Annotated in this window: 12 protein-coding genes; 7 read left to right on the top strand and 5 right to left on the bottom strand. The window is 63.1% G+C overall.

Annotated features, from left to right (window positions below; all coding sequences use genetic code 11):
* The first annotated feature begins 5 nt into the window (after nucleotides 1-5).
* On the top strand, nucleotides 6-1,088 hold the full coding sequence (locus RUH75_RS05445; RefSeq protein ID WP_313802962.1) for an acyl-CoA dehydrogenase family protein: 1,083 nt from the start codon (nucleotides 6-8) through the stop codon (nucleotides 1,086-1,088).
* A gap of 13 nt (nucleotides 1,089-1,101) precedes the next feature.
* Here RUH75_RS05445 and RUH75_RS05440 read toward each other — a convergent pair whose 3' ends face one another.
* Nucleotides 1,102-1,761, bottom strand: coding sequence for a TetR/AcrR family transcriptional regulator (locus RUH75_RS05440; protein ID WP_313802960.1), 660 nt, complete (start codon nucleotides 1,759-1,761; stop codon nucleotides 1,102-1,104).
* 155 nt (nucleotides 1,762-1,916) lie between these two features.
* Between RUH75_RS05440 and RUH75_RS05435 the strand changes: the two genes are divergently transcribed.
* The 6 genes from RUH75_RS05435 (at nucleotide 1,917) to RUH75_RS05410 (ending at nucleotide 9,031) form a co-directional block, all read left to right on the top strand.
* The gene (locus tag RUH75_RS05435) at nucleotides 1,917-3,245 is read left to right on the top strand and encodes an MFS transporter (RefSeq protein WP_313802958.1); all 1,329 of its coding nucleotides are present in this window, start codon (nucleotides 1,917-1,919) and stop codon (nucleotides 3,243-3,245) included.
* Between the two features lie 138 nt (nucleotides 3,246-3,383).
* Nucleotides 3,384-5,738 (top strand): 5-amino-6-(D-ribitylamino)uracil--L-tyrosine 4-hydroxyphenyl transferase CofH, encoded by a 2,355-nt coding sequence (cofH, locus tag RUH75_RS05430; RefSeq protein WP_409592323.1) that lies wholly within the window; start codon nucleotides 3,384-3,386, stop codon nucleotides 5,736-5,738.
* Complete coding sequence (gene npdG, locus RUH75_RS05425; RefSeq protein ID WP_313802956.1) at nucleotides 5,735-6,403, top strand: NADPH-dependent F420 reductase; 669 nt, start codon at nucleotides 5,735-5,737, stop codon at nucleotides 6,401-6,403. Before cofH ends, npdG begins: the two co-directional genes overlap by 4 nt.
* Before the next feature lie 28 nt (nucleotides 6,404-6,431).
* Nucleotides 6,432-6,956 carry a nuclear transport factor 2 family protein gene (locus RUH75_RS05420; protein WP_313802954.1) on the top strand — a complete coding sequence of 175 codons (525 nt, stop codon included), beginning with the start codon at nucleotides 6,432-6,434 and terminating at the stop codon, nucleotides 6,954-6,956.
* A complete protein-coding gene (locus RUH75_RS05415; protein ID WP_313802952.1) occupies nucleotides 6,953-7,828 on the top strand; it encodes an SDR family NAD(P)-dependent oxidoreductase in 876 nt (291 codons plus the stop codon). Before RUH75_RS05420 ends, RUH75_RS05415 begins: the two co-directional genes overlap by 4 nt.
* A 27-nt stretch (nucleotides 7,829-7,855) precedes the next feature.
* The gene (locus tag RUH75_RS05410; RefSeq protein ID WP_313802950.1) at nucleotides 7,856-9,031 is read left to right on the top strand and encodes an acyl-CoA dehydrogenase family protein; all 1,176 of its coding nucleotides are present in this window, start codon (nucleotides 7,856-7,858) and stop codon (nucleotides 9,029-9,031) included.
* A gap of 178 nt (nucleotides 9,032-9,209) precedes the next feature.
* Here the strand turns inward: RUH75_RS05410 and RUH75_RS05405 are convergent, their stop codons facing one another.
* Genes RUH75_RS05405 through RUH75_RS05390 form a run of 4 tightly spaced genes read right to left on the bottom strand, consistent with a single transcriptional unit; the run spans nucleotide 9,210 to nucleotide 13,447 of the window.
* Nucleotides 9,210-10,055: an acyl-CoA thioesterase gene (locus RUH75_RS05405; protein WP_313802948.1), complete on the bottom strand. Its 846-nt coding sequence runs from the start codon at nucleotides 10,053-10,055 to the stop codon at nucleotides 9,210-9,212.
* A complete protein-coding gene (locus RUH75_RS05400) occupies nucleotides 10,052-10,360 on the bottom strand; it encodes a chorismate mutase (RefSeq protein WP_313802946.1) in 309 nt (102 codons plus the stop codon). Before RUH75_RS05400 ends, RUH75_RS05405 begins: the two co-directional genes overlap by 4 nt.
* 54 nt (nucleotides 10,361-10,414) lie before the next feature.
* Nucleotides 10,415-11,668 (bottom strand): acetyl-CoA C-acetyltransferase, encoded by a 1,254-nt coding sequence (locus tag RUH75_RS05395; protein ID WP_313802944.1) that lies wholly within the window; start codon nucleotides 11,666-11,668, stop codon nucleotides 10,415-10,417.
* 12 nt (nucleotides 11,669-11,680) lie between these two features.
* A complete protein-coding gene (locus tag RUH75_RS05390; protein ID WP_313802942.1) occupies nucleotides 11,681-13,447 on the bottom strand; it encodes an enoyl-CoA hydratase-related protein in 1,767 nt (588 codons plus the stop codon).
* Nucleotide 13,448 lies beyond the last annotated feature (1 nt).

Below are 13,448 nucleotides of genomic sequence, written 5' to 3'. Positions count from 1 at the left end.
CGTACATGACAAGTCTAGATGAGGACGACCGGCGCCTTGCCGGTGCGACAATCGAGCGACTGGCCGCGCAATATTTCAGCATCGAGCGGTGCCGTTCGGGCGATCTGGTCTGCGATTCCGTCGAATGGACGTCTTTTGGCGATCAGGGCCTGTTCGCCATCGGCATCAGCCCGGAATATGGCGGTATAGGCGGCGCCGCCGGCGATCTGGCCATGGTCATGCGGCAGGTTGGCCTCAATCTGCTGCCGCTGCCCTATATGGATAGCGTCGTCATCGGCGCAACGATTGTCGCCCGGCTGGGTTCGGAGGAGCAGAAGCAGCAATTGCTGCCGGCCATCGCGGCGGGTCAATTGCGTCTGGGCTTCGCTCATCGCGAGGCCAGTTCGGGCGACGTGCCGGATCATGTCGACGCGCGAGTCTCCGGCGGAAGGATAAGCGGACAGAAAATCCATGTCATGGATGGCATGATGGCCGCGAAGCTCATTGTGTCCGCGCGGGACGAACAAGGCGTCCTGGGCTTTTATCTGGTGGACCGGGACGATCCGGGCGCGGCATTCCAGCATTATCGGCTGATCGACAATCGCATGGCGAGCCGTGTCACCCTGGCCGATGCACAATGCGTTGCCATCGGCGGCGACGCGTCGGAAACCTTGGCCGTCGTGCTTGACCTGGCTGGCGTTTGCGCGGCTGCGGAGACGGCTGGCGCGGTGACGGGGCTCAATCGCGACACGCTGGAATATGCCAAGGTCCGCAAGCAGTTTGGAAAGTCGATCGGCAGTTTTCAGGTGCTTCAGCACCGGCTGGTGGACATGTTCATCGCCGAGACAATGGCTTCCGCGCTGGTCATCGACGCCCTTGCGGCATTTGACGATTCCGCATCCGACGCGCCGATGCGCATATCGGCGGCCAAAGCGCAGGCCGATCGGTCAGGGCGCCAGGTCGGCGAAAGCGCGATCCAGATCCATGGGGGCATAGGCATGACCGACGAATGTTCGGTCGGGCATTATCTGAAACGCATTCTCGCCAATGGCTCTCAATTCGGAACGGCAGGATGGCATGTCGCACGCATTGCCCAAAACGCGCTTTGACCTGGTCGGGGCGTTAGATCCCCAATCCGCCAGTGACGAAAGTCAGGTAGGTTTCGATCGTTTCCTGGACAAATTCGGGCTGGGCCGAAGTTTTGTTGTCGATTCTGAAAAGCAGCGCGGTTCGTGCGTTCACGATCATGATGGCCACCATATACAGCCGTTCGTCGCTTGCATTGGCGAAGGGACCGCGCGTCAGGGTGCGTTTGAAGGAACGAACATAGCTTTCGGCTATGCCGTCGAGCCAGCGGCTGTAAACCTTGGGCGCGAACAGCTGCGCCTCGTAAAGAACGCGGTTCATGTAAGGATGGCTGGCGGTATAGGCGATATTGGCGGTGAAGCCGCGCCGTTCGACTTCGATCGGATCTGTTTCGTCACCGATCGCCGCGGCGATGCTCGCGAGCATTTCGTCGCCCAATGTCGGCAGGATGCTGTCCAGCAGTTGCTGCTGCGATTTGAAATAGAGATAGAAGGTGCCGTGGGCCATGCGGGCCCTGGCCGTCACTCGGGCGACGGTGCAACCGACATAACCGTAGCGGCCGATGACGCGGGCGGCGGCATCGAGAATTTTTCGGCGTGTCGCGATCTGGCGCTCGGCCCGTCTTCCCGCAACCGTTTTCGTCGTCGTGGCGGCGGCCGTGTTTCCTGCCGCCATTTCCGTAGCCTTGCGCGCCATCTCGATCCTTTCGCTTCGCCGATCTCTATCGAGCGGCGCATTTATGAGCAAGCGTGTGAATTGCGGCCGGGCCATTCACGGGCCGGGCATTCCAGAAAAAAATGACTATTGAGTCATTGAGTGTCCCGGGCACGGCAGGGTGTTAGGAGAAGGTGATGGAAGTTTCGGAAAGCATGGAGCGGCCCAGGAGCGGCATGCGCATCGCATCTCCCAACAAATGGCGGACGCTGATATTGCTGATGCTGGTCGGTCTGACCAACTATATGGACCGGCTCAGCATCTCGATCCTGCAAGTGCCCATCAAGGCCGAACTGGGGTTGAGCGATACCCAATTGGGCGCGGTCACGGGTCTGTCCTTTTCGCTGGTCTACACGCTGGCGGCGATACCCATTGCCCGCCTGGCGGATCGTCTTTCACCCAAACGGGTCATACTGGTCTGCCTGGCCGCATGGAACGGGCTGACGATGTTGTGCGGTCTTGCCAACGGATTTCTGGCGCTTGCCATGTTGCGCATGGGGGTGGCAATCGGCGAAGCGGGTTGTTCTCCGGCGGCGCAGGCGCTGCTTGCGCATCAGTTTCCGGCCCGCCAGCGCGGCCGCGCGATCGCCATCTGGCAGATGGTTTTCCCGTTGGGTACCTTGCTGGGCATTTTCTCCAGCGGCATGCTGAGCGCGGCTCTGGGCTGGCGGACGACCTTCGTGATGCTGGGGGGGCTGGGACTGGCGGTCGTGCCGCTCATCTTCTTCTTCCTGCGGGATGAAACGCGCGGCGATGATTCCGGCAGGGCGCAGAACCTCGCAAGTTCGGGCGATATGCTGGACGCGCTTCGGGAAATCCTGGCCTCGCGTGCCTATCGCCTGCTGTTGGCTGCCGGCTTTCTCGGTGCGATCCCGCTTAATGCCGCGTTGAATTGGAACGCACCCTTTTACGGTCGCGCCTTCCTGTTGCCGATCGAACAGATCACCATCATTGTGGCCCTGATATCGGGCGTGGGCGGCGCTCTCGGCATGTTTGGCGGAGGCTTTCTCAGCGACTTTCTGAGTCGCAAGGATATTCGTTGGTATTGCTGGATGCCCGCAATCGCCATGTTCGCCGTGCCGTTGATGGCGGCTTATCAATACCGGATCGCGGAGACGCCGATGTTTTCCCTGCCCGCGGGCATCATCGGCGCCATCCTGCTCAACTGCTGGATTCCGCCGCAGGCCGCCATTGCCCAGTCGCTGGTGCAGCCGTCGAGCCGCGCCCTGGCGGCGGCGTGCATCGTGGTCACGGCCGGACTCGGGGGCGCTGCCGGGCCTTTCGTGACCGGCGTGTTGAGCGATGCCCTGGCCGGTGTCGCAAACGGGCAGGGGGATGCGCTCGCCTGGTCTCTGGCGATCATGTCCCTGACCAGCCTGCCTGCTGCCCTTCTGTTTCTGCTGGCGGGTTCCAGGCTCAAGGCCGACATGGCATCCTTTCAGAGCGGTGGCGCAGGCACCGACTGAATGCAGCGCGATTAGCATAAATGATTGGACAGTCATTTTTGTCTGGACTATTTTCGGTCTGCAAGGCGGAGTTTTCCGGACCCGCGCCGATCCTGCCGAAATTCGCTGGACGTCCTTCGTCAAGGAACCAATGCCGATATGCTTGATCATCCCGTGATGCCGCTGGATTCCGCGATGTCGCCTGACGATATCATGGGGTTTGCGAGCGGCGTCGAAACATCGGCACTCATGGCCATGGCCAGTTCGATTGCGCTAGATGCCTTCGGACCGGTCGTCACCTATTCTCCGAAGGTGTTCATTCCCCTGACGCGCCTGTGCCGGGATGTCTGTCATTATTGCACCTTCGCGACGACGCCGGGACGTATCGCCAGCCCCTATCTCTCCATGGGCGAGGTCATGGAAATCGCACGGGCCGGTGCAGCGCAGGGGTGCCGCGAAGCCCTTTTTACATTGGGGGATCGTCCGGAGGACCGCTATGGCGCGGCGCGCCTGTGGCTGAGCGAACGGGGCCATGAAAGCACGCTGGCCTATGTCGCGGCTGCGGCCCAGGCCGTTTTCGACGGGACGGGTCTGTTGCCGCATCTCAATCCGGGCATATTGTCGCCGGATGACTATGCGATGCTGCGTCCTCATGCCGCGTCTATGGGGCTGATGCTGGAAAGCAGTGCCGACCGGCTGTGCGAAAGGGGCGGGCCGCACTTCGGTTCGCCGGACAAGCGGCCGGCGGTGCGGCTTGCGTCCATAGCGGCGGCTGGCGAGGCAAAGGTGCCCTTTACCAGCGGCATTTTGATCGGCATCGGCGAAACCGGGCTGGAACGGATCGAAGCGCTCTGCGCCCTGCGCGATCTCCACCTGCGCTACGGTCACATCCAGGAGGTGATCGTCCAGAATTTCCGCGCGAAGCCGGGGACGCCGATGGCTGGTCATGCGGATGCTCCGCTGGAAGAATTGCTGTGGAGCATCGCGCTCGCGCGCTTGATCCTGCCCCGGGACGTCAGCATCCAGGCTCCCCCCAATCTGCAACCGGACGCGCTGGAATCGTTGATCGCGGCGGGGCTGAACGACTGGGGCGGGGTATCGCCCGTCACGGCTGATCATGTCAATCCCGAAGCGCCATGGCCGCACCTTACTGTGCTTGAACGGGCCTGCACACGCGCGCGCCGAATCTTGCGGCCGCGTCTGGCAATCGGCCCACGTCATGCGGCCGATCCCGGCACGTGGCTCGATCCGCGCCTTGCGCCCTCGGTCCGCCGCCAGGTGGACGGGCAGGGATTGGCGCGCACCGACGGCTGGCATGCAGGATCGGGACTGGCTGCGCCGGTTTTCATCGGGGGGCAGCAGATGTCATCCCGCATCGCCGGGATATTGGACCGGCTGAACGAAGGGGAGGAACCGGACCGGGACGCCGTGGCGACCCTGTTCACGGCGGATGGCGGCGACTTCGCAGCCGTCGTGCGCATGGCGGACCGGTTGCGGCGGGAAGCCGTCGGCGACACCGTCACCCATGTCGTCAACCGCAACATCAACTATACGAACATCTGCCTCTACAAATGCGGTTTTTGCGCCTTTTCAAAGGGGAGCACGAAGGCGCTGCGGGGCCCGGCATATCGTCTGGATCTCCCCGAAATCAGCCGCCGCGCGGTCGAGGCGGTTGAGCGCGGCGCCACCGAAGTCTGCCTTCAGGGAGGGATTCATCCCGATTATGACGGCGAAACCTATCTGGCCATCGTCGATGCTGTCAGAGCCGCTGCACCGTCGTTGCATATCCATGCCTTTTCGGCCCTGGAAGTGTTTCACGGGGCGACCACGCTGGGCTTGCCATTGGAAGATTATCTGGCCCGGCTGAAGGCGGCTGGGCTTTCGACCCTGCCGGGCACGGCGGCCGAGATTCTCGATCCGGACGTGCGGGCGATCATTGCTCCGGACAAGGTCACCGCCGATCAGTGGCTGCAGGTCATGTGCGCCGCTCATGGCGTGGGGCTGCGCAGCACGGCGACGATCATGTTCGGCCATGTCGACAATTATGGGCATTGGGCGAACCATCTGTTGCAGATCCGCGCGCTCCAGCAGGAAACCGGCGGCTTTACGGAATTCGTGCCGCTGCCCTTCGTGCATATGGAAGCGCCATTCTGGCGCAAGGGCGCAAGCCGGTCGGGGCCGACCTATCGCGAAGCGGTGCTGATGCATGCCGTGGCGCGCATCGTCCTGCACTCGCTCATCCCGAACATTCAGGTCAGCTGGGTCAAGATGGGGCCGGACGGCGCAGCCGCCATCCTGAATGCGGGGGCAAACGATCTGGGCGGCGTGCTCATGGACGAATCCATCACGCGGGCGGCCGGTGGCGTGCACGGGCAACTGCTCGATCAGCCTGCCATGATGCGTCTGGCCCGATCCATCGGCAGGCCGCTGCGGCAGCGCACCACCCTTTACGATCTGTTGCCGGAGGAAGCCGATCCTTCCGCATCCCGTCAACATCAACTGGAGAGGATATGATATTGGACAGGGATCAATGCATTGCGATCGTGGGCGGCACCGGCAGCCTTGGAAGCGCGATCGGCCGCCGCCTTGCCAGGGCGGGCCATCGCATCCTGATCGGTTCGCGCTCGGCTGAAAATGCCGCGGCGGAAGCCGAACGGATCGGGCATGGCGCGGAAGGGCTCGGCAATGCCGACGCAGCTGCGAAGGCGGACATCATATTGGTGACCGTGCCTTTCGCGGCGCAGGACGCGACGATGCGGGACATCGCGCCCTTCGTGATCGGGAAGATCGTCGTCGATACAACCGTTCCGCTGGTGCCACCGCGGGTCATGCGCGTGCAATTGCCCGAAGAAGGCAGCGCGGCATTGCGGGCGCAGGCCATATTGGGCGACGGCGTCCGGATGGTTTCGGCCTTTCACAACGTCGCCGCCCACAAGCTGGCGCAAGACATGGATGTGGGGTGCGATGTGCTGGTGTTCGGTGATGACAAGGATGCCCGCGCGGTTATCATCGGCTTGGCCCATGCGATCGGACTGCGGGGCGTGCATGCGGGCGCGCTTGCCAATTCGGCGGCGGCCGAGGCGATGACGTCGCTGCTGATCTTCATCAACAAACATTATCGCGTCGATGGTGCAGGCATCGTGATTACCGGGGATCTTCAGATGGGGGACGCGGGCTGACCCGCGCCCCTATGGAAAAGGAATTGGCATGACCGATTGCCTGCAGGCATTGTACGACCGGAGCGATCTCCTTGAACTGGTAAATCGTTACGCGCGAGGCCTGGACCGCTGCGATGTCGATCAGCTCAAAGCCGTGTTCTTCGAAGATGCCACGGTCGACATGATATCCTTTTCCGGTCATGCACATGCCTTTGCCGAAACGACACTGGCGGCCCTCCGCGTTCGCGCGGTAACGACGTCGCATCTGACCTCCAACTGCCTGTTCGAGATTGCGGGCGATCGCGCGACAGGAGAGTCCTGTCTGATCTCCATTTCCGTCATGAAGGACGGAGAAGCAGGCAAGCCCGCCATTCATGTCGGCCGTTATCTTGACCGGTTCGAGCGGCGGAACGGCGAGTGGAAGATCGCCTGTCGCACTATCGTGATTGATCTGGAGGTGGCGGCCGCTTTTCCGGCCAGCACCCATGTGGTCATGCCGAAGGGGGATGAGCAACGCCATCCTGACGACGGCAGCTATGCGCTGCGAAGCTGGCTGACGGGAGGACAGGTGTGAAGGCACAAGATTTCACAGGACGGGTTGCGATCATCACTGGCGCTGCGAGCGGTATCGGCGCTGCGCTGGCGCGAGCCGCCGCCAGCCGGGGCATGAAGCTGGTCATCACCGATGTGGATGAGGCAGGCCTGCAAGCGACGGCGGACAGTTGCCGGTCGGCGGATGTCCACAGGATGCGCGTCGATGTTTCCAATTCCGAGGATGTGGAGCGCATGGCAGATCAGGCCTATGCCCGGTTCGGGGCAGTCGACCTTCTCTGCAACAATGCCGGCATCGTTCCGGGCGGTCGCCACCGCCCGGTCTGGGAATATGAGATACAGGACTGGCGCTGGGCATTCGACGTCAATGTGCTGGGCATCGTCAACGCCTTGCGCAGCTTCGTTCCTCGCATGCTGGAGGCGGACAGGCCGGCGCATATCCTCAACACCGCCTCTGTCTCAGGCTTCATCAGCGGCGCCGGTTCCCCGGTATATGGCGCCAGCAAACATGCGGCGGTGCGCGTGACCGAGGCGCTCTATGCCTCGTTGCTGGAAAGGGGCGCGCCGATCGGCGTCAGCATGCTGTGTCCGGGATTGGTCAACACGCGGATATTCGAGACGGAGCGCGTGCGCCCCGCGCATTTGCGCAGCGCCGCCGCCGACATGGAGGAACCCGAAGCGCTCCGGTCGATTGCCGCCGGCGGTGCCGATCCCGAGGCAGTTGCGCGCCAGGCATTCGAAGGTATCGAGGCAGGCCGTTTCTACATATTCACATCGGATAATTTCGACGAACCGATCGCGGAGCGCGCGCAGGCCATTCTTTCACGTAGCAATCCGCAGTTCGACGGCTTCACCGCGATGAGCCGGAAGGACGCCGAACATCCCCGGAACTGACCCGATAATGAGAAATGGAAGGTCAATATGAACGGTCCGATCAGCGCAGCAGCCCAGGCACTTGCCACACGCGTCGAAACTTTTGTGCGCGAAGTCGTGATGCCCTATGAACAGGATCGAAGGCTCGGTCCCCATGGCCCGTCCGAGGAACTGGTCATGGAGATGCGGGCCAAAGCACGCGACGCAGGCGTCCTGACGCCGCACATCCTTGAGGATGGCTGCCATCTCAGCCAGCGTGAAACCGCGCTGGTGCTGCAACGGTCAGGCTTGTCGCCGCTCGGTCCGGTGGCGCTCAATACGATGGCGCCCGATGAAGGGAATATGTATCTGCTGGGCAAGATCGCCTCGCCCGAGCAGAAGGATCGCTTTCTCAAGCCGCTGGTGAGCGGGGAGGCGCGGTCGGCCTTTTTCATGACCGAACCGGCGACGGAGGGGGGCGCGGGGTCGGATCCGTCGATGATGCAGACGCGCTGCGTGCCGGATGGCGACCATTGGGTGATCAACGGGCGCAAGGCATTCATCACCGGCGCGCAGGGCGCCAGGGTCGGCATCGTCATGGCAAGGTCCGACGACGGCGCCTGCATGTTTCTGGTGAAACTTCCCGATCCGGCCATTCGCATCGAACGGGTGCTGGACACGATCGACAGTTCGATGCCCGGCGGGCATTCGGTGGTGGCGATCGAAAATCTCCGCGTGCCTGCTTCCCAGATGCTGGGGGCAAGTGGCGAGGGCTTTGCCTATGCGCAGATCCGCCTTTCCCCCGCGCGCCTGTCGCATTGCATGCGCTGGCTGGGGGGCTGTATCCGGGCGAATGAGATCGCGACGGCCTATGCCTGCCGCCGCCATGCCTTCGGCAAGCCGCTCATCGATCATGAGGGCGTGGGTTTCATGCTCGCAGACAATCTGATCGACCTTAAGCAAGCGGAACTGATGATCGATTGGTGCGCGGACATACTCGATGGCGGGGCGCTGGGTACGGCGGAAAGCTCCATGACGAAGGTTGCGGTGAGCGAAGCGCTGATGCGGGTTGCCGACCGATGCGTGCAGGTGATGGGCGGAACGGGCGTCTCGGGCGACACGATCGTCGAACAGATATTCCGGGAGGTCAGGGCATTCCGCATTTATGACGGCCCGACCGAAGTGCATAAATGGAGCCTGGCAAAGAAGATCAAGCGCGATTCCAGGGGAGGGAACGCGGCGTGAGCGTCCATGCCGACGATAATCTGGGGACCACGGCTGTCCGGCAGGGATATGATTTCGACCGGCATGCCCTGGCCGAATGGATGCGCGCGTATATCGATGGCTTTGCCGGGCCGATGGTGGTCGAACAGTTCAAGGGGCAGAGCGGGCGGAGCGGGCCGGCGCCTGAACGCGGCGATGGTCAGCGCGCGATCAGGCGGACCACCCCTTCCTGCGTTGTGCTGCCTGCCAGATGTCCATCCTGGGTGAAGAACTGGCCGCGGCAATATCCGCGCCCATTCGCGGTCCATGGAGATTCGCTGACGTAAAGAAGCCATGCGTTGACGTCCACATCGCGGTGTATCCAGAGCGAATGATCGACAGTCGCCATGTTGACGGTCCGGGTGGACCAGTTCACGTCCAGCCGCTGTAGACTGGCCGCCAATAGGGTGAAATCGCTGAAATAGGCCAGCACGCCGCGATGAAGATATTGGAGGGCCGGGACCGGTTGCTTCAGCCGGAACCAGAAATGGACAGCATCGCCGCCCTTATTCTCTCCGAATGTCAGGGGACCGTTCACGATACGAATATCGAACGCCTGGGATCGCCGAACGATATGTTCCGGATCCGGGATCATCCGGTCGGCATGGCGGGCGAGATAGGCCGGCAGCGGTTCCAGTTCCTCCGGAAGGGATACCACCGGCATGGCGTCATCCTGACTTTGCCCGTTGTCTTGCCGATGAAAGGATGCGGCGAGATTGAGAATGATCTTGCCATTCTGCTTTGCCACGACCCTGCGGTTGCTGAACGATCCGCCGTCGAAATCGGCCATCACCTGCAGGTCCAGCGGAAGGTTGCCGTCCCCGCTCCGCAGGAAATAGGCATGGGCGCTGTGAACCAGGCGCTCCGGATCGGTGGTCTGCGCCGCAGCCATCAGGGCCTGGGAGAATACCTGCCCGCCGTAAATGCGCTGGGCCCCGCTCCGGTCGCGGCCGCCGACGAATTCCATTTCGCCGGTGCGTTCGGGGACAAGGAGATCGACGATCATGAGGTGCGTTTCGCAAGTTCATGATGACGGATTGCCTTGTTCAGGATGAATCGAAGGAATTTGACGGAAAAGTCCGGGTTGAGGCCCGACTCGGCCGGCAAGATTTTCAGCCTGTCCAGTTGTTGTGCCTCACATTCCGGATCCGCTGCCGGAAGCGCATGCCTGGCCTTGTGCCGGCCGACTTCCTGCGTAATACTGAAGCGTTCGGCCAACAGCCCGATCAGCGCCATGTCGATATTGTCTGTGCTCCGTCGAAAGGCGGCGAGCGTTGGATCGACCATTTTTGTCTCCGCTCCATATTCCATGCTGCGAACCCGGCATGCATTTACCGGTGTCGGGCCGCCAGTTCCAAGGATTCGTCAGACCCGTTCGATGATGATGGCGGGCGCCATGCCCCCTGCGGCGCACATCGTCACCAGCCCGCGCCTCAGGTCCCGGCGTTCCAGTTCGTCGAGCACCGTGCCGATGAGGATAGCTCCCGTTGCGCCGATGGGATGCCCCAGGGCGATCGAGCCGCCATTGACGTTGACCCTTGCCCGGTCCAGGCCCAGATCGCGGATGAACTTCTCCGCCACGACGGCAAAGGCTTCGTTGATTTCCCACAAATCGATGTCGGCGACCGTCAGGCCTGCCCTTGCCAGCACCTTTCGGGCGGCGGGCACGGGGGCGTTCAGCATCAGCGTGGGATCGCCGCCCATATTTGCGGTCGCCACGATGCGCGCCCGGGGTGTCAGGCCGTGACTGTCCGCATAGGCCGGTGACGCAAGCAACAGCCCGGCGGCGCCATCCACCACGCCGGACGAATTGCCGGCATGGTGGACGTGATCGATGGTGAGGTCGGGAAATTTACGCTTTATGAGCGCTCCTGCCGTGTTGCCGTCCAGATCGGCCGGCAAGTCCGCCACGGCCGCGAAACTGGGGCGAAGTTCTGCCAGTCCTTCGGCGGTGGTTCCCGGGCGGGGAAATTCGTCGCGTTCCAGGACGACCATGCCGCTCGCGTCGCGGACCGGGACGATGCCGCGGTCGAAGCGGCCCTCTGCCATGGCGACGGCAGCCCGTTTTTGACTTTCGAGGGCCAGCGCGTCCAGTTCTGCCCGCCCGATGCCCTCCAGTGTCGCGATGGCGTCGGCGCAGACGCCCTGATGCGATTGCGGGTGCCGGTCCTGCAAACGGCGATTGCCCGATCCCATGATCAGCGGGATCATGCCCGCCGCGATTTCCGATTGGGTGATCTTCGCGGTCAGGGACATCATCTCCGTGCCGCCCGCGATGACCAGATTCTCCATCCCCGACATGATCTGGGCGGCGGCCAGGCTGACCGCGGTGATTCCGCCACCGCAGAAGCGGTCCAGCGTCGTGCCGCTGGCCTTCAGGTCATAACCGGCATCCAGTGCCGCCATCCGCGCGAGGTCGCCGCCCTGTTCCGCCTTCTGCACGCTGGTCGACCATATGATGTCGTCGACATCGGCCGTATCGATCCCGTTGCGCTCGGCCAGGGCGGACAGCACCGTGGCGGCTAGATGCTGGGGATGCATATGGGCCAGAGCCCCCTTGCCGATTTTCCCGATCCCGCGCGGGGTGCGGACGGCGTCGATGATATAGGCGTCAGCCATGACAAATTCCTTCTAGTTACCGACGATCTGCCCGTCGCTTTTCACGAGAGGCCTCAGCCCTTTTGCAGGCGTGAAGGCAGGACCGTGACGATGTTCCAGCACATGCAGGCTGTTCAGTATGGCGGACGTTCCCGCCTGTTCGGCCCAGAACATCGGGCCTCCCCGATAGACGGGCCATCCCAGCGCCAGCACAGCGGCGATGTCTATATCCGATGGGCGCAGGACGATGGCTTCGTCCAGCATCTGCATGCCCTCATTGGCCATGGCCGCCAATATAGGCGTGACGATGGCTTCCATTGCCGCAATCGAGACGGAGCTTTCTGCGCCGTCGCCGGACGCAGGGAAGCCGAACATATGGAGCGCCGCGTGAATGGCCGCATCCGCCGTCCCGTCTTCTTTCAGGGCGGCGACCGCCTGCCCGTACGCGCGGGCAAGACGATCTGAAACGATACCTTTCCCGGCCCGGCTGACCACAGGCACCTTGCCCGCTTTCCGGGCCAAATGGAGTGCGGTGGCCAAGGCAGTTGGGGTGGTGCTGCGGCCCTGCGAAATTTCGATCAGCCGCGTCGAGGGATTGGCCGGCAGGGACAGTCCGACCAGCGTGGAGGGATCGTCCGTCGCTACCCGGTCCAGCGCGCCGATGTCCGCCGGGACCAGCAAGCTGTCGGGTCGCCGGATCGTGTCGAGCTTTTGCATGATGGCGGTCGTCAGCGCCATCCCCGACGATGCGCATTCGATGATGATATTGCTGGCAGCAAGACTGTCCGCGCCGTTCGCGAGCGCCGCCGTCCAATCGTCGAAGACGTCTATTTTTTCCAGCCCCGCCCTGCTGAGGATATCCGTCCATCTCTTCGCCCCCTCCAGCGCGCCGACGATCGCCGCACGGCGTAGCGGAACGACCGGCGTATCGGCTCGGACGCCGGGGATCTTGGCTGTCTCCCTCTCGCCGAAGAAGACATGCCGCTGCGCGGCGCTTTCGCTGCTGTCTTCCAGTTCGCGGAACAGTTCCCATTCTCGCGCCAAACCCGCATCGAACGGCAGGGCGACGGCGGCCTCCACGGCCCGGACGATATGTTCGGGCGCCTTGAAACCGCGCATGGCGGCGGCGTGTCGTTTGCGGAAATCCTCAAACAATCCCGGCTGCGCGCGCGCCTGTCCGATCCGTTCGTCGCGGTCGCGTATTCGGCTCAATGGTTTTCCCGCGCTGATGATCGCGCGTGCGAAGGAGACGGCATCCCCGCGCAGTCGCTCCTCCCCGGACAGGACATCCAGCAGGCCGAGCGCCTGCGCCTCCGGGGCGGCGATGCTGCGGCCCGAAACCATGAGGTCCAGCGCGGCTTCGACACCCACGATACGCGGCAGGCGTTGCGTGCCGCCGCCGCCGGGCAACAGGCCAAGATGGACTTCGGGCAAACCCAGCCGCGCGGAGGGGACCGCGATCCGGTAATGACAGACCAGCGCGGTTTCCAGCCCGCCGCCCAGCGCATGGCCGTGGATCGCCGCGACGACCGGCTTGGTGGCGTTTTCGATGAGGTGCATGACCTCATGCAGGGTTGGCGATTGCGGCGGCTTGCCGAATTCGCTGATGTCGGCACCGGCGAAAAAGGTCCGGCCTTCGCAGATCAGCACGATCGCGCGCACGTCGCCGTTCGTCAGCAATGGGTCGAACGCCTGGGCCATGCCCGCGCGCACTTCCGTGCCGAGGGCGTTGACCGGGGGTGAATGGACACTGACGATGCCGACATCGCCTTCGATGTCGATCCTGACGGGTTGGCTCATG

The sequence above is a fragment of the Sphingobium sp. genome, from assembly GCF_032153725.1.
Classification (GTDB): Bacteria; Pseudomonadota; Alphaproteobacteria; order Sphingomonadales; family Sphingomonadaceae; genus Sphingobium.
The sequence above is the reverse complement of the archived record's forward strand: the minus strand, read 5'-3'. Positions and strand labels throughout refer to the sequence as shown.